This is a genomic window from Klebsiella michiganensis, from assembly GCF_002925905.1.
In the GTDB taxonomy this organism is placed as follows: Bacteria; Pseudomonadota; Gammaproteobacteria; order Enterobacterales; family Enterobacteriaceae; genus Klebsiella; species Klebsiella michiganensis.
The window spans coordinates 386888-407739 of record NZ_PRDB01000002.1; the positions used below are offsets into that span (position 1 = coordinate 386888).

Consider the following 20852-nt stretch of genomic DNA (forward strand, 5'->3'; position numbering starts at 1 on the left):
GTCCTCAGTTAGCCAGCACATTTTGTTTTTTCAGCTCAGCGTTCACCTTGCCGTCGAGCGTCTTCAGCTCGCCGGGAATATCGCTGCCGCAGTCGGCAAAAATCCGGTTAAAACCGTCGGCAACCACCTGGCGCACCGGCGTCCAGTTGGGGATTTGCGGCACGTAGCGTCCCTGTTCGTTGTAAAGTCTGGCGAAAGTTTCCCAGCGCGCGTCCTGATACACGGCTTTGACGTCGACGTTCTTATTCACCGGCAGACGCACTACCGGAATATGCTGGCTGCCTTTACCCATGCCGATCTCCTGGCCTTCCGCAGAGATCATAAATTCGATAAATTTTCGCGCCGCCTCTTTCTGTATGCTGCTCTTCATCATAAAGACCGTGGTGCCCTCGGCGAGGGTGGCTTCGCCTTTCGGCCCCGCCACCGGGATCACTTCGAAGTTGTCTTTACCGGGGTCTTTATCGAACAGCGCGATATGGTACGGCCCGCTAAAGAACATGCCGCTTTGCCCGGAGCGGAAGGAGGGAATAACGTCGGCGGTGGTGGCGTTAATCGCGCCCGGCTGGGTGACTTTGTCGCACATCATGGTGCGCATAAAGGTCATCGCCTGAGCCACTTCCGGCGTATTGAGCGAAGCGCTGAATTTTCCGCTCTCTTCTTTAACGAAATCACCACCCGCCTGCCAGATAAAGCTGCTCATAAACCAGCTGGCGTAGCCGCGCGTCGTGGAAGCGGGAACGATAAAGCCGTAGGTATCATTTTTGCCGTTACCATCGGGATCCTGAGTGGTGAAGGCTTTCGCCAGCGTCTGGATATCATCCCAGTTCTTAGGCTGCGGCAGCCCCAGTTTTTCACGCCAGTCTTTACGCAAGAAGAGCGCGAAAGTTTGCGCCGAGGTCGGCACGCCGTAATACTTACCGTCGATATAGCGGGTACTCTTCCAAGCCGTCTGGAATAGCTGGTCGCCGCCCGCGATCGCCTGCGGGTCAATTTCTTCGGCAATACCCAGCTGGATGAACTGCCCCAGCGACGCCGCATCGTTAAAAATCAAATCGGGTAAGGCGTTGCCCGCCGTGGCGCGCGCCAGCCGCTGTTCAAAGTCGGTGGTGGCGTTGAAATACGCGATTTTGATACCGGTTTTTTCTTCAAATTTTTCCGCCTCCTGTTTGTAGATATTCTTCGAGTCATTGCTGGCGCGGATCCAGACGTTGAGAGTGGTGGCGGCGTAACTTTGACTAACGCCGAGCCCGAGTGCGGTGAGAAGTAACAGTGAACGTAATTTACAGGCAGACATGATGGCATATCCTTTATTGTAGGGCACAAAGGTAATTAAATTCTCAATTAATACACGTAAAAGAATTTGAATATCGCTCAGGCGTTAATACAGCTGGCGCAAGAATTATTTCCATTCATTAGATAGAAATGTATTTCCCAATACAACCGTATAAAAAAGAAATTGCGTTTCAAAAACAAGAAAATTGAGACAGATCACACAGAGAAGTGACAAAAAAAGTGACAAAAAATAAATAATCATATAAATCAATTGATTATAATTTTACTGATTTTGTTAAAAGATTCAAAAAATAGAGAAAAACGGCAAAAAACGTGATGTACACTGCATTAAAAGCGTCATTATTTATCCAAAACGTTAAACTTGAAGGACATCACAAAAAAAATCACTTTGTCTTTTACACTGCTCGCCATCGAATATTTAAATATATTGTTTTTAATTACACCGCCTGTTTCACGCGTTCTTTAAATACGCGTCAGGTATAATTCTGTTGTTATCTTTTCTCATATTTGCAGAAGGGTTATCACGATGAACTCAATACCTCGCCGAGGTTTGTTAGGCATTGCGCTGTTTTGTTCCGGCCTGAGCGCCGCCTCGTATGCCGCCGAGCCGTACACGCTAGACGGAAAGGATTTAGCCTTTAGCCGGCAGCAGATCGCCGCGAAAGATCCGCTATTTGTTCAGGCGCAAGCGGCGCTGCTAAAAAAAGCCGATCTGGCGCTCAATCATCCGCTGTTCTCGGTGATGGATAAAACGCTGGTCGCCGCCAGCGGCAATAAGCACGACTACTACAGCTTTCCGCCTTACTGGTGGCCGAATCCCGATACCAAAGACGGGCTTCCTTATATTCGCAAAGATGGGCAAACCAACCCTGACGCCAATAGCGACGCCACCGATAAGAACCGGCTGGTGAAGATGAGTAACGACGTGTCAACGCTGGCGCTGGCGTGGTACTTCTCTCACGACGATCGCTACGCGCAAAAGGCGGCGGCGCAGTTAAAGACCTGGTTCCTCGATCCCAAAACGCGCATGACCCCCAACCTGCAGCATGCCCAGGCCATTCCCGGCATCAATACCGGACGCGGTATCGGCATTATTGATAGCCGCGCGCTGGTTGACGTCGTTGACGCCATCGCCCTGCTGCAATCCTCCGATGCGCTGAGCGAAAACGACGTTAGCGCATTGAAGCAGTGGTTTGGTGACTATTATCACTGGATGACCACCAGCCAGAACGGCTTTGAAGAAGAGAACTGGCATAACAATCACGGCAGCTATTTCGATATGCAGGCCGCCGCCTTCGCCCTGTTCAGCGGGAAAATCGACGAGGCGAAAAAGCGCCTGTACATCACCCAGCTGCGGCGTATTGCGGGACAATTTGATATTGAAGGCCGCCAGATGGCCGAACTGGAGCGCACGCGCCCGTGGCACTACAGCAATTTTAACCTTGAAGCCTACAACCGCCTGGGAAGGCTCGGCGAGAAGGCGGGCGTCGATATCTGGAACTTCACCCTCGACGACCATAGCCTGCGCAAAGGCTATCAGTACATCGCCGGGTTTATTAACAGCGATACGCCGTGGCCCTGGAAGGACCTGGATAAAATGGATGACAAGAAAGCGCTGCGCAATATCGCCACCGCCGCGCACGCCTGGCCGGAAGATCCGCTGTTCCGTGACAAAGCGCAGTGGCTGCGGGCGAAATACCCCGACGATATCACTACGCTCATCGCCCCGCTTTCCGCATCGTCAGAGGTCAGGGATAACCGCTAATGAAACAATTCTCCGGGCTCTGGCCCGACATTGTCGGACGTGCAGCCGCGAATAGCGGACTGCTTGAACGGCTGGTGAAGGATGCTCAGCCGGTATTAGATGCAGCGGTTCGCATTCCGCAGTCAGGGATCGCCAGCTGGAATCTCTACTACTTTTGTCCGCACCACGGCGTGCGCCTGGCGTGGCGGGCGGATACGCCCCACCAGCATGCCTGCCCGGTCGATGGGGAAATATTTAGCGGTGAACCGTGGGATGGCGCATGGTGGCGCGAGATGAATGGCCGTAACGCCAGCGCCTGTCAGCAGCTTGGCCTGTTATGGCGGCTGACAGGCGAAACGGCGTATCGCGATAAAGTTCGCACGCTGCTGATGGGCTACGCGGATGTCTATCCCGGCTATGAGATCCACGGCGATATTCCCAACAACGGACCGGGCAAGATGAACGCCCAGACGCTGTGCGAAGCCAACTGCATTCTGGAAATGGCGCTGGGTTATGACTTCATTCGCGACAGCCTGGCGCCCGGCGAGCAGCGGCACATCAGTGAAAACCTGCTGCGCTGCGCGGCAGCGTTTTTGCGCGACCATCGTAGTCCGCAGATCCATAACCATGAGGTTAAAATCAGCGCGGCGCTTGGCGTACTGGGTTTCATCCTCGAAGATGAGACGCTGCTGGAGTTTGCCGTGAACCAGCCGTACGGCCTGCGCTGGCAGCTGGAAAATGGCCTGCTGGCGGAGGGGCTATGGTTTGAAGGCTCCGTTCACTATCACTACTACGCGCTGCAGGGCTTTCTGGCGTTTGAGAAGCTGGCGCGCGGCACCCGCTGGAGCCTGCTGGACGGCCCGTGGTATCAGGCGATGCTGACGTTCCCGCTGTCGCTGCTGCTGCCGGACGGCACCTTCCCGCGGCTTAATGACTGCCTCGCCGGGCAGGAGAAGCTCAACCATCGGGATCTTTACGAGTTCGCTTGGTTTATCTGGCGTGACCCGCAGTACGCCGCGGTGCTGCAGTTTACCGAAACGACGCCCGACGAGCGTGAAACCTTACTGTGGCGCGAACCCCCCCTGCCGGAAACGCCCCTGCCGCTGATCCCGCAGCAGTCGCTGTTTGCGCCCGGCGCCGGCCTGACGTTATGGCGGCGACCGCAGCAGGCGCTGCTGATTAAGCACAGCCCCTGGGGCGGCGAGCACGACCATTACGACAGGCTGGGACTGATGCTCTGGCATCGCGACGGCTGGCTGCTCACGGATATGGGCACCACCGGCTACGGTGCGAAAATGCACTATGACTATTACAAAAACAGCGCCACCCACAATACGCTTTCGGTCAATCAGACCAACCAGCCTCCGGCCAATCCGCAGGTGCTAGGCTGGCATATGGGTAGCGACTCTCTGTGGCTGGATAGCGAGGTTGACTGGGGGAAGCCGCCGCCGGAGCTCAACAGCCATAGCCGCATCGAGTGGGACGCGGCGGCCTGGCGAGGCGTGCGCTTTCGCCGTCGCCTGCTGTGGCTTGAAGAGGTACTGATCGATCTCTCTACCGTGGAAAATCCGCATCGCCAGCAGCTTGACTGGACCCTGCACCTGGCGGCGCGGGCGCTGGACCAGAGCGGTACGCCGCAGCCTTTTTCGCTCAGCGGACCGCTGCGGCACATGGCCAATGCCACCATGACCCCGCTGAACGGCTGCCAGCCGCGCCACTTTGCGCGCGACAAAGACACCGTTGCGCTCTGGCTTTCCGGCGATGGTGAACTCTGGCAAGGGCTGGCGCCCGATAACCCGGCGATTCGCGATCTCAGCTATCTGGTAATGCGCAATCACCTGCCGCAGGCGCGTTTCGTCTGCCTGTGGGATTTCGCTAACCGCGCGCCGCTGACGGAGGTGAATGTGCATCATACGCCAGCCGGTACGCACATTACCTTCTGGCGCGGCGATCGCGTCACGCACGTAACGCTGTACGACGATCCCGGGAAACGACCTGATGCGATCCTTCCGCTCCCGGAAAGCGGCATCTGATCGCAACGGGGGATTTACTCGTCTTCATCCTCAAAGCGCGCCACAATCCGATCCCCGGTATGCGAGGCGCGCAGTTCATCCGCCACTAAAGCAATCGCCTGGCCGCTGCTCATGCCCTGCGACATCAGCTCCTGAATTCGTTCCACTGCTTTTTGCTGCTGCTCGTGGCTCAGCGAAGGTAAACCTGCAAACATGACTGACTCCTGCTACATTGTGGGGCGTAATTATTTCACGCCGTCCGCGCGTATACCAGCGGACGGTAACGATCAGGATTGAAGAAGACGATGTTGTCCCCCGCAATGATTTCCCTGCCCTGGCGTCCGGATGCCGCTGAATACTATTTTAGCCCGTTAAGTTCGCAGCCCTGGGCGATGCTGCTGCATTCCGGTTTTGCCGAACATGCGCATAACCGTTTTGATATCATTGTCGCCCAGCCGCGCGCCACGCTGGTGACTCACGGTCAACTAACCACCCTACGCGAAGGGGAAACCGTCTCAACCTCCGCCGCCGATCCGCTTACGCTGGTGCATCAGCAGCTGGCGCACTGTAACCTGCAGCCGCAGCCTCATCCGCATCTGCCGTTTCTCGGCGGCGCGCTGGGACTGTTCGGCTACGATTTGGGTCGTCGTTTTGAACATCTGCCGGCGCGGGCCGACGCGGATATCGAACTGCCGGATATGGCGGTAGGTATTTATGACTGGGCGTTAATCGTCGATCATCAGCGCCGGGAGGTGTCGTTATTCAGCTATGACGATCCGCAGGCGCGCCTGGCGTGGCTGGAAGCACAGACAGCGCCTGTCGCTGCAACCTTTACCCTGACCTCAGCGTGGCGCGCTAATATGAGCCGCGAGGAGTATGGCGAGAAGTTCCGCCAGATTCAGGCTTATCTGCACAGCGGCGACTGCTATCAGGTCAACCTGGCGCAGCGGTTTACGGCGAGCTATCGCGGGGATGAGTGGCAGGCCTTTCGCCAGCTTAACCGCGCCAATCGCGCGCCGTTCAGCGCCTTTATTCGCCTGGATGAAGGGGCCGTATTAAGCCTGTCGCCCGAGCGTTTTATTCAGCTCCGGCAAGGCGAAATTCAGACCCGCCCCATCAAGGGGACATTACCCAGGCTGGCCGACCCTGAGCAGGACGCGCTGCAGGCGCAAAAGCTGGCGAACTCGCCAAAAGACCGCGCCGAAAATCTGATGATCGTCGATTTAATGCGTAACGATATTGGCCGGGTTGCGGTACCCGGTAGCGTTCGCGTTCCTGAGCTGTTTGTGGTGGAGCCCTTCCCCGCCGTGCATCATCTGGTGAGCACCGTCACCGCCAGGCTGCCCGCTCATCTGCACGCCGCCGACCTGCTGCGCGCGGCCTTTCCCGGCGGCTCAATCACTGGCGCGCCGAAGGTCAGAGCGATGGAGATCATCGATGAACTGGAACCGCAGCGGCGCAACGCGTGGTGCGGCAGCATCGGCTATCTCAGCTTCTGCGGCAACATGGATACCAGTATCACTATCCGTACGCTGACGGCCTGGCAGGGACACCTCTACTGCTCCGCCGGCGGCGGAATTGTGGCCGATAGCGAAGAGGCAGCGGAATATCAGGAAACTTTTGATAAAGTTAATCGTATCCTGCATCAACTGGAGAGCTAGAACATGGCGGACAGCGCCCTCGAACTTGACGATTTCCTCTCGCGTTTTCAGCTTCTGCGTCCGCAGCCCACGCGCCACGCGCTCAACCAGCGCCAGGCCGCGGTGCTGGTACCGATAGTTCGTCGCCCGCAGCCGGGGCTGCTGCTGACCCAGCGTTCGCCGCTGATGCGCAAGCATGCGGGTCAGGTGGCCTTCCCCGGCGGCGCGGTAGATAACAGCGATGCAACGCTAATCGCCGCCGCGCTGCGTGAAGCGCAGGAAGAGGTGGCGATCCCGCCGGAGTCGGTTGAGGTGATTGGCGTTCTGCCGCCGGTCGATAGCGTGACCGGCTTTCAGGTTACTCCGGTGGTAGGGATTATCCCCCCCAATTTGCACTATCACGCCAGCCAGGATGAAGTGGCCGCGGTCTTCGAAATGCCGCTGGCCGAAGCGCTGCGCCTGGGGCGCTACCATCCGCTGGATATCCATCGCCGCGGCAATTCGCATCGCGTCTGGCTCTCCTGGTACCAGCATTATTTTGTCTGGGGAATGACCGCCGGCATTATTCGCGAGCTGGCGCTACAGATAGGCGCCCGTCCTTAGCTATACTCAAACTGAGACGGCGTTCTCAGCATTAGTAAATCCGGGGTTATCCATTAGTTTAATTCATGTGAATAGATAAGCTGATGACCCGGTTCCCTCTTACACTATGCGCAGTGATTACATCGTTGTCGCACCCGCGACAACCCTGTCAGGAGTGTTAGCGTGATTAGTATATTCGACATGTTCAAGGTGGGGATCGGCCCCTCATCTTCCCATACTGTAGGGCCGATGAAGGCCGGTAAACAGTTCGTCGATGACCTGGTCGAAAAGGGATTGCTTAATGAAGTGACGCAAGTGGCGGTTGACGTCTACGGCTCACTGTCATTAACCGGCAAAGGCCACCATACGGATATCGCCATTATTATGGGACTGGCGGGCAATCAGCCCGATACGGTCGATATTGACGCGATACCGGCATTTATCCGCGACGTTGAAACGCGCGGTCGCCTGCTGCTGGCCCAGGGGCAGCATGAGGTCGACTTCCCGCAGAATGACGGCATGCGTTTTCGCAGCGACAACCTGCCGCTGCATGAAAACGGCATGACCATTCATGCCTGGGCTGGCGAGAAAGAAATCTACAGCAAAACCTATTACTCCATCGGCGGCGGTTTTATCGTCGATGAAGAGCATTTCGGCAAAGAGAGCGCCAGCGAACTCGCCGTACCCTATCCGTTTAAATCCGCTCAGGAAATGCTGGGCTACTGTAAAGAGACCGGCATGTCGCTCTCCGGCATGGTGATGCAGAATGAGCTGGCGCTGCACAGCAAAAAAGAGATTGAAGACTATTTTGCCAATATCTGGCAGACCATGCGCGCCTGTATCGATCGCGGAATGAATACCGAAGGCGTTCTGCCCGGCCCGCTGCGCGTGCCTCGTCGCGCCTCGGCGCTGCGGCGGATGCTGGTTGCCAGCGATAAGCTCTCCCACGATCCGATGAACGTGGTGGACTGGGTCAACATGTTCGCGCTGGCGGTCAACGAAGAAAACGCCGCCGGTGGACGCGTGGTGACGGCACCGACGAACGGCGCCTGCGGCATCGTGCCGGCGGTGCTGGCTTACTACGACCACTTTATCGAGTCCGTCAGCCCGGATATCTATATTCGTTACTTCCTGGCGTCAGGGGCTATCGGCACGCTGTATAAAATGAACGCGTCCATTTCCGGCGCGGAGGTGGGCTGTCAGGGCGAAGTGGGCGTGGCCTGCTCGATGGCTGCTGCGGGCCTGGCGGAAATCCTTGGCGCCAGCCCCGAGCAGGTCTGCGTGGCGGCGGAAATCGGCATGGAGCACAATCTTGGCCTCACCTGCGACCCGGTGGCCGGCCAGGTACAGGTGCCGTGCATCGAACGTAACGCCATTGCCTCCGTCAAAGCGATCAACGCCAGCCGGATGGCCATGCGCCGCACCAGCGAGCCGCGCGTCTCGCTCGATAAAGTCATTGAGACCATGTACGAGACCGGTAAAGACATGAACGCCAAATACCGGGAAACGTCGCGCGGCGGCCTGGCGATTAAAGTTCAGTGCGACTAATCCGTGTCCTACAGAATGCGCCCCCGGGCGCATTCTTCTTTTTCCACGCTATATTATTATCTGCGCCCACTACACTTGCTCTATAACGGCTGTTACTCTCATTAACACTTTTAGCCGACAGGGCGTCGCGCATGCAGACTGCACAAAAAGTTATCACAACCTACCGCAGGAAACGTATCCTGGTTTGCTTGCTGGTCGCGCTACTGACCCTGACGACAACATTAGTGATACGATTTATTTCGCAGCGTAGCTTAAATCAGCAGCGCGTCCAGCTCAGCACCAATAAAATGGTGGCCGCGATGGATAATATTCTGCGGCCCCTGGCGGCCCAGCACGCCACGCTGCTGCAACTTGTGAACCATCCCTGTCAGGACGTCCACCTCACGTTACGTAAACTGGCGGCATCGCTGCAAACGGTACGTTCCATCGCGCTGGTCCAGTCTGACCTGCTCTATTGTTCGAGTATTTTTGGCCAACGAAATATTCCGGTTCACCAGTTACAGCCGGCGCTCCCCGCCAATCACGCCCTGCTCACCTTCAGCTACGACGCATCGCTGCTTAAAGGGACGCCGGTGCTTATCCAGTGGTATCCCGCTTCGCTTAGCGGCGCCGACGGCGTGCTGCTGGTGATCAATATCGAGCTGCTGGGCGAGTTAATTTTTAACGCAAAATCGCCATTAATTACCGGAATTGGCCTCAGCATTGGCGATAAAAGCTTTATTAGCGGTTCCGGGCTGATTAAACAGGAATCCTTGCCGGGCGAGCAAATCATCTACCGCCAGTCGTCGACGCAGTTTCCCTTCACCATTAACGTCAGCGGGCCGGGCGCCTCAGCGGTGGCCCTCAATGAGCTACCGGCCGAACTGCCGCTGGCGCTGATAATCAGCCTGTTAATGACCGGCATCGCCTGGCTGGCGACCGCGGGAAGAATGAGCTTTTCCCGGGAAATTAATCTCGGTATTGCCGCCCACGAGTTTACGCTTTGGTGCCAGCCCCTGCAGGACTTGCGCACCCGTCAGTGCTGCGGCGTGGAGATACTGCTGCGGTGGAATAATCCACGCAGAGGCGCTATTTCGCCGGAGGTATTTATCCCCATAGCCGAAGGTTATAATCTGATCGTTCCCCTCACCCGCTATGTCATCTCCCAGACGGCCCACAAATTAGCCCTTTTTCCGCAGGACAAACATTTTCACATCAGCATCAACGTCGCCGCCCGCCATTTCGCCAACGGCGAACTGCTGCGCGATCTGCATCACTACTGGTTCAGCGCCCATCCGGTACAGCAGCTGGTGGTGGAGCTCACCGAACGCGACGTACTTCAGGATGGCGACCACCATATGGCCGAGCATCTGCATTTCAAAGGGGTGCAGCTGGCTATCGATGATTTCGGCACCGGCAACAGCTCCCTTTCCTGGCTGGAAAAGCTGCGTCCTGATGTATTGAAGATCGATAAATCCTTCACCAGCGCAATTGGGATTGATAGCGTCAACGCAACGGTGACCGACATGATCATTGCTCTCGCCCATCGGCTGAAGATTGTGACGGTCGCGGAAGGAGTAGAGACCCGGGATCAGGAAGAGTATCTGCGCGGCAACGGCGTCGATTTATTGCAGGGATTTTACTACGCCCGGCCGATGCCGGTAGAGGACTTTCCGCAGTGGCTGGCGGCGGAAAAGCGTCGGGAGCTGAACGCTTAAAAATGCCCGGCGGCCCGAGGGCCGACGGGCATCAGCCGTTACTCTTCTTCGTCGTTATACTGTCGCAGCTTGACGACGCGTACCAGATCGACGCGATAGTCGTTGGCTTCAACAATCGTGAACTGCAGAGGTGACAGTTCAAGCACGTCGCCCGGACGCGGAATATGGCCGTTGACGGCAATCACCAGGCCGGCAACCGTGGCAATATCTTCGTCCTCATCGACCAGATCGTCTACCCCCAACGCCTGCTGCAACGCATGCACGTCGGTTGAACCTTTCACCAGCCAGCCGTCGCCGTCGATGACAATTTCCGGCGTTTCGTCAGCGTCCGGGAACTCGCCGGCAATCGCCTCCAGTACGTCCAGCGGCGTAACCAGCCCCTGTACGACGCCAAACTCGTTAGTCACGATGACAAAGCTACCGCGGGCGCGGCGCAGCACGCCCAGCAGATTGATCGGGTCCAGCGTTTCCGGGACCACAATCGCCGGCGAGGCGGAAGCCAGAGCGGCAACATTGTCACCCGCTTCCAGCGCCACCAGCATCTCTTTCGCCCGCACGATACCGATGATTTCATCCAGCTCGCCGCGGCAGACCGGGAACAGGCTGTGCGGTGAAGAGAGCAGCTGACGGCGAATTTCCTCTTCGCTTTGCTCGGCGTTTACCCAGCTAATTTCCCCGCGCGGGGTCATAATGCTGCGCAACGAACGCTGGGCCAGGGTCAGCACGCCGTTAATCATATAGCGTTCTTCTTCCGCAAACGCGCCTTCGGGGATCGGCACGACCGACGCGCTATCGCTATCATGCGCCGCGGCGCTTTGCTTACGCCCGCCCATCAGACGGAGGATCGCATCGGCAGTGCGCGCGCGTAGAGGCAGGGTCGATTGATGACGAATAAAGTTACGGCGCGCAATCTGGTTAAAGAACTCGATGGTTATCGAGAAGCCAATCGCGGCGTACAGGTAACCTTTCGGTATATGGAAACCAAAACCTTCAGCCACCAGGCTCAGACCGATCATCAGCAGGAAGCTCAGACAGAGCACTACCACCGTCGGATGCTGGTTGACAAAATTAGTCAACGGCTTCGAAGCCAGCAGCATCACCGCCATCGCGATCACCACCGCCGCCATCATCACCGGCAGGTGGTTAACCATCCCGACCGCGGTAATCACGGCGTCCAGCGAGAACACGGCGTCCAGTACCACGATTTGTAGTACCACCACCCAGAAGCTGGCATAGCCTTTACCATGACCGGAGTCATGCTGGCGGTTCTCCAGCCGTTCATGCAGTTCGGTGGTCGCCTTAAACAGCAGGAATATCCCCCCGAGCAGCATGATCAGGTCGCGTCCGGAAAACGAGAAATCGGCAACGCTGAAAAGCGGTTTCGTCAGGGTCACCATCCACGAAATAACCGACAGCAGACCCAGGCGCATAAACAGCGCCAGCGAGAGGCCGATCAGGCGCGCCTTGTCCCGCTGCTTTGGCGGCAGCTTGTCGGCAAGGATGGCGATAAACACCAGGTTGTCGATACCCAGTACGATTTCAAGGACGACAAGCGTCAGCAAACCGGCCCAAATAGAGGGATCCATTAAGAATTCCATGAGCAGCTCCAGTTAACGACAGGCGTAGTCATCGCTGTGTCATGCACAGACGAGACACTTGTTGCTGGTGAAAAGACGTAGCAGGTGGCGGCGGCAAACGCGTGCCGGAAGGTGAAAAGACGTCGGTGACGGTCCATATAGCGGGCTATGCCCTATACTCCTGAGTAATTAAACGGAACGTAAACATAGCAAAATATAGAGCATAATTGGAAAAAATTTACCTGTCTTTGCAATAGCTAAGACTATTTTTTGCGCTGCAAAATAATTACCAACAGATGCATAATTAGCGGAGCTTCATCACATTAATTATTTTTTCACTGTCTAAAATAATTCGCTGTAGTAATTACTTTATATCTTACACCCTTACTGAATCGATTTTGTTCGCAAGAGTGATTCAGGATGTATCAGAACAGATGATGCATTCACGATTATAAAGGAGGTAGCAAGTGACGATTGCTATTGTAATAGGCACACATGGTTGGGCTGCAGAACAGCTGTTAAAAACGGCAGAAATGCTGCTGGGCGAACAGGAAAACGTTGGCTGGATTGATTTCGTCCCTGGCGAAAACGCAGAAACGTTAATCGAAAAGTACAACGCTCAGCTGGCAAAGCTGGATACAGCAAAAGGCGTGTTATTTCTCGTCGATACATGGGGAGGCAGCCCGTTTAACGCGGCCAGCCGCATTGTCGTCGATAAAGAACATTATGAAGTCATCGCGGGCGTTAATATTCCGATGCTGGTTGAAACGCTGATGGCGCGTGACGACAACCCGTCGTTCGATGAGCTGGTTGCCCTGGCGGTAGAAACCGGTCGCGAGGGCGTTAAGGCGCTGAAAGCGAAGCCGGTGGAAAAGGCCGCCCCTGCTCCGGTTCAGGCGGCTGCCCCGAAAGCGGCTGCGCCATTGAAACCAATGGGTCCAAACGACTACATGGTTATCGGGCTTGCGCGTATCGATGACCGTTTAATCCACGGCCAGGTCGCCACTCGCTGGACTAAAGAAACCAACGTTTCCCGCATTATCGTCGTCAGCGACGAAGTTGCGGCGGATACCGTACGTAAAACGCTGCTGACTCAGGTTGCTCCTCCGGGCGTTACCGCCCACGTTGTAGACGTCGCGAAAATGATCCGCGTCTATAACAATCCCAAATACGCAGGCGAGCGCATTATGCTGCTGTTCACTAACCCAACGGACGTTGAACGCGTGGTTGAAGGCGGTGTGAAAATCACCAGCGTCAACATCGGCGGCATGGCTTTCCGCCAGGGTAAAACGCAGGTGAACAACGCCATTTCGGTCGATGAGAAAGATATCGAAGCGTTCAAAAAGCTGAATGCCCGCGGTATCGAACTGGAGGCCCGCAAAGTTTCCACCGACCAGAAACTGAAAATGATGGATCTGATCGCCAAGGTGAAATAAGTCACCCCGCGGATCGCAACGCAATTTTCAACTTAAGACTTAATCAACAGGAGAAGTACAATGGAGATTACCTTTCTTCAGATTGTGCTGGTGTTCATCGTCGCGTGTATTGCGGGTATGGAGTCGGTACTTGATGAATTTCAGTTCCACCGTCCTCTGGTGGCCTGTACGCTGATTGGCGCCGTTCTCGGGGATATGAAAACCGGTATTATTATCGGTGGTACCCTGGAAATGATCGCCCTGGGCTGGATGAACATCGGTGCGGCCGTTGCGCCGGATGCCGCCCTTGCTTCTATCATCTCTACCGTTCTGGTTATCGCCGGCCATCAAAGCATCGGTGCCGGTATCGCGCTGGCAATCCCGCTGGCAGCGGCAGGCCAGGTTCTGACCATTATCGTTCGTACCATCACCGTTGCCTTCCAGCACGCGGCGGATAAGGCCGCGGAGAATGGAAACCTGACGGCCATATCCTGGCTGCACGTTTCATCGCTGTTCCTGCAGGCCATGCGTATCGCTATCCCTGCCGTTATCGTGGCGATTTCCGTCGGCACCAGCGAAGTACAGGGTATGCTGAACGCCATTCCAGAAGTGGTTACCGGCGGTCTGAACATCGCGGGCGGCATGATCGTGGTCGTCGGTTACGCGATGGTCATCAACATGATGCGCGCAGGCTACCTGATGCCGTTCTTCTACCTGGGCTTTGTGACCGCCGCGTTCACCGATTTCAACCTGGTTGCTCTGGGTGTAATTGGTACCGTGATGGCGGTGCTCTACATCCAGCTGAGCCCGAAATACAACCGCGTAGCGGGTGCGCCTGTGCAGGCTGCTGGTAATAACGATCTCGACAACGAACTGGACTAACAGGTGAGCGAAATGGTTGATATGACTAAAAATACCACCGAGAAAAAACTGACTCAGAGTGATATTCGTGGCGTGTTCATTCGTTCTAACCTGTTCCAGGGTTCATGGAACTTCGAACGTATGCAGGCGCTGGGCTTCTGCTTCTCCATGGTGCCGGCTATTCGTCGCCTGTATCCGGAGAACAACGATGCGCGTAAACAGGCGATTAAGCGTCACCTTGAGTTCTTTAACACCCATCCCTACGTTGCGGCGCCGGTTCTCGGCGTAACGCTGGCGATGGAAGAGCAGCGTGCTAACGGCGCAGAGATCGACGATGGTGCTATCAACGGTATCAAAGTTGGTCTGATGGGCCCGCTGGCCGGCGTGGGCGACCCTATCTTCTGGGGTACCGTTCGTCCGGTGTTCGCCGCGCTGGGCGCAGGTATCGCCATGAGCGGCAGTCTGCTCGGGCCTCTGCTGTTCTTTATCCTGTTTAACGCGGTGCGTCTGCTGACCCGTTATTACGGCGTAGCGTACGGTTACCGTAAAGGTATCGATATCGTTAAAGATATGGGCGGCGGCTTCCTGCAGAAACTGACCGAGGGGGCGTCAATTCTCGGCCTGTTTGTCATGGGGGCATTGGTTAACAAGTGGACGCACGTGAACATCCCGCTGGTGGTTTCCACCATCACCGGTCAGGATGGCCAGACGCGCGTAACCACCGTGCAGACTATCCTTGACCAGCTGATGCCGGGCCTGGTGCCGCTGCTGCTGACCTTCGCCTGTATGTGGCTGCTGCGCAAGAAAGTTAACGCCCTGTGGATCATCGTTGGCTTCTTCGTCATCGGTATCGCGGGCTACGCTGTCGGCCTGCTGGGCCAGTAATCTACACGCTGTGCGCCGGGGGCTTGCCCCCGGCTTTTTTATTTGGAGGATGGATGACAATCACGGACCTGGTGTTAATCCTGTTTATTCTCGTTCTGCTCGCGTTTGCGATTTACGATCAGTTCATCATGCCGCGCCGCAATGGCCCCGTTTTGCTGGCTATCCCCCTGCTCCGCCGCAATCGCGTCGATGGCATTATCTTCGTCGGCCTCATTGCTATCCTGATTTATAACAATATTGCCAGCCAGGGCGAACTTATCACCACCTGGCTATTATCTGCCCTGGCCTTGATGGGGTTATATCTTTTCTGGATCCGTTCACCCAAAATCATCTTCAAAAAAGAAGGCTTTTTTTTCGCCAATATCTGGATCGAATATAAGCGTATTAAAGAGATGAATTTATCGGAAGATGGCGTGCTGGTCATGCAATTAGAGCAGCGTCGCCTGCTAATTCGCGTACAAAATATCGACGACCTGGAAAAAATATACAAACTTCTCATTTCAACTCAATGAGTTAAAAATATAGCCTGCGCTATATTTTGTCATTCCCCGGCGAATGGAATATAGCCGCGGCTATATTCCATTCGTTTAATTCGCTGATATTTATTAACGAATTATTCACTTCTGAATTTAAATGAAAATCGTTATCATTTGGTTAGCAAAATAACCTGACTCTGTTATTGTTTTATATTCTAAAATTATGTTAAGGTTGCGCCCGTCGTTGGGGAGTAGCCAATTTTCTGCCTGCCAGAAAATGTACGTGTCAACATACTCGTTGCAAAACGTGGCACGTACGGGTTGAAGAAGAACGTCTTCAATCAGGCGAGACCATAGACGCATCGCTGCTGTACGCGGCGCCTCATCTTCAGGATGGGCTGCGTATTTTTACTGGGGGCGGCGATGTGTCATATGGATTATCCCCGGTCAGGACGCTCTCATGAATGTATCCGCTACAATTCTTCTTGCCTTCGGCATGTCCATGGACGCCTTCGCGGCCTCTATTGGCAAAGGCGCCACTCTCCATAAACCTAAATTTTCTGAAGCCCTGCGCACGGGTCTTATCTTTGGCGCTATCGAAACGCTCACGCCGCTGGTCGGTTGGGGAATGGGGATGCTTGCCAGCCAGTTTGTTCTTGAGTGGAACCACTGGATTGCCTTTGTGCTGCTGGTGTTTCTCGGCGGTCGAATGGTTATCGAAGGGTTTCGCGGCGGCAACGACGACGACTGCGAAACTCCGCGACGCCACGGTTTCTGGCTGCTGGTGACCACCGCATTCGCTACCAGCCTTGACGCCATGGCCGTCGGCGTTGGCCTGGCGTTTCTGCAGGTCAACATTATCGCCACCGCGCTGGCTATCGGCTGCGCCACGCTGATAATGTCGACGCTCGGTATGATGGTGGGACGTTTTATCGGCCCGCTGCTCGGCAAACGGGCGGAAATCCTCGGCGGTATCGTGCTGATTGGCATCGGCGCCCAGATCCTCTGGAGCCATTTCGCCGGCTGATCCTCAGGCGTCGCGCTGCCAGCAGTGAATGGCAAAATCGGTCTGGCAGTCAAATCCCACCTGTTGACGCAGCGCTTCCCGAACCGGCGGCTTAGCCCGCCACGCAAACGGCGTCATTTGCAGTAAAGCTTCCGCCTCGCTGCCGTTAAGCTGCATCGGATAGGCCAGCTGCTGCTGGTGACGTAGCGTAAACCCTGCCATCTCTTCCGCGTTCTGCTCGTGCAAACGCACTTCGTCGTATATCAACCCTTTCAGCTCCATCAGGTGACGAGGCCCCGGCGTCGCGGTGATGACCCAGCCGCCGGGGCGGACAACGCGCGCCAGCTCAACGGCATTGCAGGGGGCGTAAATACGTACTATCGCATCCAGGCTTGCATCCTCAAACGGTAAACGCTGGCTGGAGGCGACGCAAAAGTTGACCTGCGGGTACCGTTTTGCCGCCGCGCGGATAGCGGATTTCGACACGTCCAGACCCCAGCTGCGGCTGGCGATGGCGGCAAAAGCGTGGGTGTAGTAGCCTTCCCCGCAGCCGATGTCCAGTAAATCGGTCGGAGCGAAAGTGTGCAGATAAGCGCAGATCGCGTCGCGAAGCGGCTGATAATGACCCGCATCGAGAAACGCCCGCCGGGCCTGCATCATTTCAGCGCTGTCGCCCGGATCGCGGGAGCGCTTAAACTGCACCGGCAGTAAATTGACGTACCCTTCATTCGCCAGATCGAACTGATGCCGCTGCGGGCAGATAAAGCTATTATCGCGGCGCTCAAGCGGCGCGTGGCAAAGTGGGCAACTGTAAGACATGGCAACTCCGGTGTGCTGAAAGGGCGAAAGTGTAGCGCTATTCGCCCCTCCAGGCCACCGTTACAGCGCAGGCGGCAGCACGCCGTCATGATGCATGACGATCAGGTTTTCAGAACCCTGCGGCATCCCATCTGGCATCACGTTTTCCAGGCGCAGGACATCGCCCATGATCTGGCTGAATACCGGCGCCGACACTGCCCCACCGTAATACGAACCGTTGCTGGGGTCGTTCATCACCACTACCAGCGCAAATTTTGGGTTACTGGCGGGCGCCACCCCTGCGGTGTAGGCCACGTATTTGTCGATATATTTCCCGTCAGGGCCAATTTTCTTGGCGGTACCGGTTTTTACCGCCACCCGATAGTCGCGCACCGCCGCTTTTGTGCCCCCGCCGCCCGGCAAGGCAACGCTCTCCATCATATGTTCGACTTCATGCACAATCTGCTCCGGCATCACTCGGGTGCCCATGACCGGCGGATCGATACGCGTGATCGATAGCGGACGCTCAATACCGTAGCTGCCAATAGTTGCGTAAACGTGCGCCAGCTGGAGCGGCGTAACCATCAGGCCGTAGCCGAAGGCGAATGTCGCCCGGTCCAGCTGTCCCCAGTAGCGACGCTGCGGCATCAGCCCGGCGCTTTCACCGGTTAATCCCAGACCGGTAGAGTCGCCGAAACCGAACGCTTTATAGGTATCGATAAGATGTTGAATCGGCATGGCCAGCGACAAATGTGAAACGCCGGTATCGCTGGATTTTTGCAGAATGCCGGTGAGGGACAGCTCAGAGTAGTAACCGACGTCGCGAATACGATGACCGTCGAGGGTAAACGGATGGGTATCCACCACGCTATCCGGCTGAACAATGCCCTGCTGGAGCGCGGTCATCAGCACCAGCGGCTTAACCGTCGACCCCGGCTCGAAAGTATCGCTAATCGCGCGATTGCGGAAATCATCCAGCTTCGCGTCATCGCGATTGTTAGGGTTGAAATCGGGGTAGCTGGCCATCGACAGGATTTCCCCGGTATCAATTTTAATTAATACCGCCGCCCCTGATTCCGCTTTGTTCCAGCGCACGGCGTTATCCAGCGCGTCCTCGGTCACCGTTTGCAGACGCTCATCGATACTGAGCTGCAAATTGTGGGCCGGGACCGCCGGGACTTCGGTGATATTTTCGATGACGTTGCCGTGCCGGTCTTTGCGCACCAGGCGACGCCCGGGCTGACCGGTTAGCTGGGCATTAAAGCTTTTCTCTACCCCCTCGATTCCTTGATTATCGATATTGGTAAAGCCCAGCAGATTAGCCGCAACGTGCCCCGCGGGATAAAAACGACGCGACTCATCGCGCAGATTAATCCCCGGCAGGTGCAGCTTGTCGATCCACTCCGCCTGCTCCGGGTTTATCTGGCGCGCCAGATAGAGAAAACGCGCATGAGGATGCGCCTGCACGCGATGGGCAAGCTCGCTAAGGTTGAGGTGTAAAGCTTGCGCCATCGCCTGCCAGCGCGGGCCATATCCGACGCCGCCTTTTGCGAGAGTTGTTTGCGGATCGATCCAGATGGCGCTCACCGGCACGCTAACCGCCAGCGGGCGGCCCTCGCGATCGCTAATCATGCCGCGCTGCACGTCGATAGGCTCTTCGCGCAAGGAGCGCATATCTTCTTGTTTAACCAAATTGTCGGGAGAGACAATTTGCAGCCAGCCTACCCGGGCCAGCAGCAGACCCATACAGCAAAGAATGGCCACGCATAACAACCCAAACCGCAGAGGGGTAAAGTTGGCGGCTGACTTAAGTTTGTTCTTTTGCACCTTAGCTCCATCATTATTTTGCAACCACCTGATTTAACAGATATATACAAAACAGGTTGCTAAACAGTGCTAATAAGGATGTTGTTTTGCAACAAAGCGCAACAGAGGGAGGAAAAATGACATGATTTGCAATAAAGACTAAAAAGCCCCGCGGCTGCGAGGCTTTCTTACAAGATTCAGTGGTCTAAATCAGATAGCAGTTACGTTAACTGCAGCTGGACCTTTCTGGCCGTCCTGAATTTCGAACTCAACGTTCTGGCCTTCAGCCAGAGTTTTGAAGCCGTTACCCTGGATAGCGGAGAAGTGTACGAACACATCTTTGCTGCCATCAGCCGGAGTAATGAAGCCAAAACCTTTAGACTCGTTGAACCACTTAACTTGACCTTTAATCTTTGCCATTTGCAAAATTCCTTAGACTGTTTTCTTCGCCCGTGGGGCACTTACATAGATAAAACTGACACATGACTGCATGAGGCACTAATATAAGGTTCGGCAGAGAAGCGGTATTCAACGACAACGTGTTTACTCAGGACTTCTTTACTGAAAATGCCACACATAAACAGAACTGTACCTCGTTTAACCCGAAACGTGTTATCACATACTACGTAAATAATGGCAAGCCATTTTTAGACGGCTCTCGATCGCTCGCACAAATTATAAGGGAATCATTTGATCACCTGCACATTTATGCGACTTTGCTTCCTCTGGCTTATCCTTCTCCCTCCGCGCTGGCGCCGCTGAGACGGCCCCCTGCCTGGGAGTTTATCCGCCATTGCTCAATGACTTCAGCTTGCCGGGCCCCGCGTAGAGCCAAGCTGCCAATTTTAGGGGGAGTCAGAAAGCATTGCATAAAGATGCATTTAAAAGCTCATATCGATAGTTGAAAAATTGCTTTACAGGCCCATGGCATAATATCGAAGCGCGTTAATTGAAGTACTTAAAATATTGTCTATACTTCATCGCAATAATGAACGCCTGATGACAGTCGGGTCTTTCCTGTTCTTTTATTTGATGAATTAAACAAACTAATTAAAGAGAGCATAAACGCGCCGCCTCCGCTTGCCGGTGGGCAGGTTTACGTTCGGAAGAGAATTTATCGATAAGGATACGTTATACACCGGGGGAGATACAGGCGCACACCGTCACGATGTACACCTGACAATCAGATTAGCGCTCTGCGACCAGACGAATGAAGTCGTCGTCGCCTTTCCCCTTCTCGGCGATGGAAGGTTCTGCGGCACTCTCCTTCTCTGGCTCATTGGCCTCGCAGAGACGGCGCAGCAGCGCGTTTTGCCGCTTTTGCTGATCCAGCAGCGCCTGCAGCAGCGCTATCTGCTCATTAGCGCGCGAGCTGGCGCGATTAACAAAAAACCATAACAACAGGCCGACAAGCAACAGCACAACTGAAAGCGCCACGGATGCCAGGCTTACAATCCCAGGATTTAGTAACTCACTCATTTCACCACCTCAAAGAGAAGGCGTTTATTCTAC

Annotated in this window: 18 protein-coding genes, 1 pseudogene and 1 riboswitch; of the genes and pseudogenes, 11 read left to right on the forward strand and 8 right to left on the reverse strand. The window is 55.5% G+C overall.

What is annotated here, in order from left to right; translation table 11 throughout:
• Positions 1-4: 4 nt before the first annotated feature.
• On the reverse strand, positions 5-1294 hold the full coding sequence (locus CDA56_RS08905) for an ABC transporter substrate-binding protein (protein ID WP_103814071.1): 1290 nt from the start codon (positions 1292-1294) through the stop codon (positions 5-7).
• 525 nt (positions 1295-1819) lie between these two features.
• On the opposite strand from CDA56_RS08905, the gene CDA56_RS08910 reads away from it, so the two are divergent.
• Both CDA56_RS08910 and CDA56_RS08915 read left to right on the forward strand, forming a co-directional pair.
• Positions 1820-3058, forward strand: coding sequence for an alginate lyase family protein (locus tag CDA56_RS08910; RefSeq protein WP_025106145.1), 1239 nt, complete (start codon positions 1820-1822; stop codon positions 3056-3058).
• Positions 3058-5070, forward strand: coding sequence for a heparinase II/III domain-containing protein (locus tag CDA56_RS08915; protein WP_103814069.1), 2013 nt, complete (start codon positions 3058-3060; stop codon positions 5068-5070). The genes CDA56_RS08910 and CDA56_RS08915 overlap by 1 nt, the downstream gene beginning before the upstream one ends.
• 14 nt (positions 5071-5084) lie before the next feature.
• Here CDA56_RS08915 and CDA56_RS08920 read toward each other — a convergent pair whose 3' ends face one another.
• A complete protein-coding gene (locus CDA56_RS08920) occupies positions 5085-5264 on the reverse strand; it encodes a YoaH family protein (protein ID WP_004103292.1) in 180 nt (59 codons plus the stop codon).
• Positions 5265-5354: 90 nt separating this feature from the next.
• Here CDA56_RS08920 and pabB point away from each other — a divergent pair, with 90 nt between their 5' ends.
• The 4 genes from pabB to CDA56_RS08940 all read left to right on the forward strand — a co-directional run bounded on the left by pabB (position 5355) and on the right by CDA56_RS08940 (position 10516).
• On the forward strand, positions 5355-6710 hold the full coding sequence (gene pabB, locus CDA56_RS08925) for an aminodeoxychorismate synthase component 1 (protein ID WP_104011305.1): 1356 nt from the start codon (positions 5355-5357) through the stop codon (positions 6708-6710).
• A gap of 3 nt (positions 6711-6713) precedes the next feature.
• Positions 6714-7292, forward strand: a complete 579-nt coding sequence (locus CDA56_RS08930) for a CoA pyrophosphatase (RefSeq protein WP_004852034.1) — start codon at positions 6714-6716, stop codon at positions 7290-7292.
• A 162-nt stretch (positions 7293-7454) separates the two neighbouring features.
• Complete coding sequence (gene sdaA / locus CDA56_RS08935) at positions 7455-8819, forward strand: L-serine ammonia-lyase (protein WP_102802995.1); 1365 nt, start codon at positions 7455-7457, stop codon at positions 8817-8819.
• Between the two features lie 131 nt (positions 8820-8950).
• The gene (locus tag CDA56_RS08940) at positions 8951-10516 is read left to right on the forward strand and encodes an EAL domain-containing protein (RefSeq protein WP_046878459.1); all 1566 of its coding nucleotides are present in this window, start codon (positions 8951-8953) and stop codon (positions 10514-10516) included.
• Positions 10517-10554: 38 nt separating this feature from the next.
• On the opposite strand, the gene yoaE is transcribed toward CDA56_RS08940, so the two are convergent.
• Positions 10555-12114, reverse strand: a complete 1560-nt coding sequence (gene yoaE / locus CDA56_RS08945) for a CNNM family cation transport protein YoaE (protein ID WP_004852040.1) — start codon at positions 12112-12114, stop codon at positions 10555-10557.
• 446 nt (positions 12115-12560) lie between these two features.
• On the opposite strand from yoaE, the gene manX reads away from it, so the two are divergent.
• The 5 genes from manX (at position 12561) to mntP (ending at position 16757) form a co-directional block, all read left to right on the forward strand.
• Positions 12561-13529, forward strand: a complete 969-nt coding sequence (gene manX, locus CDA56_RS08950; protein WP_004103303.1) for a PTS mannose transporter subunit IIAB — start codon at positions 12561-12563, stop codon at positions 13527-13529.
• A 60-nt stretch (positions 13530-13589) separates the two neighbouring features.
• Positions 13590-14390, forward strand: a complete 801-nt coding sequence (manY, locus tag CDA56_RS08955; protein WP_004103305.1) for a PTS mannose transporter subunit IIC — start codon at positions 13590-13592, stop codon at positions 14388-14390.
• Between the two features lie 12 nt (positions 14391-14402).
• Complete coding sequence (locus tag CDA56_RS08960; protein ID WP_004103307.1) at positions 14403-15254, forward strand: PTS mannose transporter subunit IID; 852 nt, start codon at positions 14403-14405, stop codon at positions 15252-15254.
• A gap of 53 nt (positions 15255-15307) precedes the next feature.
• The gene (locus tag CDA56_RS08965) at positions 15308-15766 is read left to right on the forward strand and encodes a DUF986 family protein (RefSeq protein WP_004852044.1); all 459 of its coding nucleotides are present in this window, start codon (positions 15308-15310) and stop codon (positions 15764-15766) included.
• A 198-nt stretch (positions 15767-15964) separates the two neighbouring features.
• Positions 15965-16120: riboswitch (yybP-ykoY riboswitch) on the forward strand.
• Positions 16121-16190: 70 nt separating this feature from the next.
• Positions 16191-16757, forward strand: a complete 567-nt coding sequence (gene mntP, locus CDA56_RS08970; protein ID WP_014229818.1) for a manganese efflux pump MntP — start codon at positions 16191-16193, stop codon at positions 16755-16757.
• Positions 16758-16760: 3 nt separating this feature from the next.
• On the opposite strand, the gene rlmA is transcribed toward mntP, so the two are convergent.
• The 5 genes and pseudogenes from rlmA to CDA56_RS09000 form a co-directional block, all read right to left on the reverse strand.
• On the reverse strand, positions 16761-17555 hold the full coding sequence (gene rlmA, locus CDA56_RS08975; RefSeq protein ID WP_102802996.1) for a 23S rRNA (guanine(745)-N(1))-methyltransferase: 795 nt from the start codon (positions 17553-17555) through the stop codon (positions 16761-16763).
• A gap of 60 nt (positions 17556-17615) precedes the next feature.
• The gene (ftsI, locus tag CDA56_RS08980) at positions 17616-19361 is read right to left on the reverse strand and encodes a peptidoglycan glycosyltransferase FtsI (RefSeq protein WP_102802997.1); all 1746 of its coding nucleotides are present in this window, start codon (positions 19359-19361) and stop codon (positions 17616-17618) included.
• Between the two features lie 189 nt (positions 19362-19550).
• The gene (gene cspE / locus CDA56_RS08985; RefSeq protein WP_001062678.1) at positions 19551-19760 is read right to left on the reverse strand and encodes a transcription antiterminator/RNA stability regulator CspE; all 210 of its coding nucleotides are present in this window, start codon (positions 19758-19760) and stop codon (positions 19551-19553) included.
• A gap of 12 nt (positions 19761-19772) precedes the next feature.
• Positions 19773-19918 (reverse strand): annotated as a pseudogene (locus CDA56_RS08990) (DUF2627 domain-containing protein).
• Positions 19919-20528: 610 nt separating this feature from the next.
• On the reverse strand, positions 20529-20819 hold the full coding sequence (locus CDA56_RS09000) for a YebO family protein (protein WP_004103312.1): 291 nt from the start codon (positions 20817-20819) through the stop codon (positions 20529-20531).
• Positions 20820-20852: the final 33 nt, after the last annotated feature.

Excerpts from the sequence above, each read along its gene's own strand:
- CDA56_RS08905 (WP_103814071.1), bottom strand. The coding sequence starts at position 1,294 with ATGTCTGCCTGTAAATTACGTTCACTGTTACTTCTCACCGCACTCGGG.
- CDA56_RS08910 (WP_025106145.1), top strand. The coding sequence starts at position 1,820 with ATGAACTCAATACCTCGCCGAGGTTTGTTAGGCATTGCGCTGTTTTGT.
- CDA56_RS08915 (WP_103814069.1), top strand. The coding sequence starts at position 3,058 with ATGAAACAATTCTCCGGGCTCTGGCCCGACATTGTCGGACGTGCAGCC.
- CDA56_RS08920 (WP_004103292.1), bottom strand. The coding sequence starts at position 5,264 with ATGTTTGCAGGTTTACCTTCGCTGAGCCACGAGCAGCAGCAAAAAGCA.
- pabB (WP_104011305.1), top strand. The coding sequence starts at position 5,355 with ATGTTGTCCCCCGCAATGATTTCCCTGCCCTGGCGTCCGGATGCCGCT.
- CDA56_RS08930 (WP_004852034.1), top strand. The coding sequence starts at position 6,714 with ATGGCGGACAGCGCCCTCGAACTTGACGATTTCCTCTCGCGTTTTCAG.
- CDA56_RS08940 (WP_046878459.1), top strand. The coding sequence starts at position 8,951 with ATGCAGACTGCACAAAAAGTTATCACAACCTACCGCAGGAAACGTATC.
- yoaE (WP_004852040.1), bottom strand. The coding sequence starts at position 12,114 with ATGGAATTCTTAATGGATCCCTCTATTTGGGCCGGTTTGCTGACGCTT.
- manY (WP_004103305.1), top strand. The coding sequence starts at position 13,590 with ATGGAGATTACCTTTCTTCAGATTGTGCTGGTGTTCATCGTCGCGTGT.
- CDA56_RS08960 (WP_004103307.1), top strand. The coding sequence starts at position 14,403 with ATGGTTGATATGACTAAAAATACCACCGAGAAAAAACTGACTCAGAGT.
- CDA56_RS08965 (WP_004852044.1), top strand. The coding sequence starts at position 15,308 with ATGACAATCACGGACCTGGTGTTAATCCTGTTTATTCTCGTTCTGCTC.
- mntP (WP_014229818.1), top strand. The coding sequence starts at position 16,191 with ATGAATGTATCCGCTACAATTCTTCTTGCCTTCGGCATGTCCATGGAC.
- rlmA (WP_102802996.1), bottom strand. The coding sequence starts at position 17,555 with ATGTCTTACAGTTGCCCACTTTGCCACGCGCCGCTTGAGCGCCGCGAT.
- cspE (WP_001062678.1), bottom strand. The coding sequence starts at position 19,760 with ATGGCAAAGATTAAAGGTCAAGTTAAGTGGTTCAACGAGTCTAAAGGT.
- CDA56_RS09000 (WP_004103312.1), bottom strand. The coding sequence starts at position 20,819 with ATGAGTGAGTTACTAAATCCTGGGATTGTAAGCCTGGCATCCGTGGCG.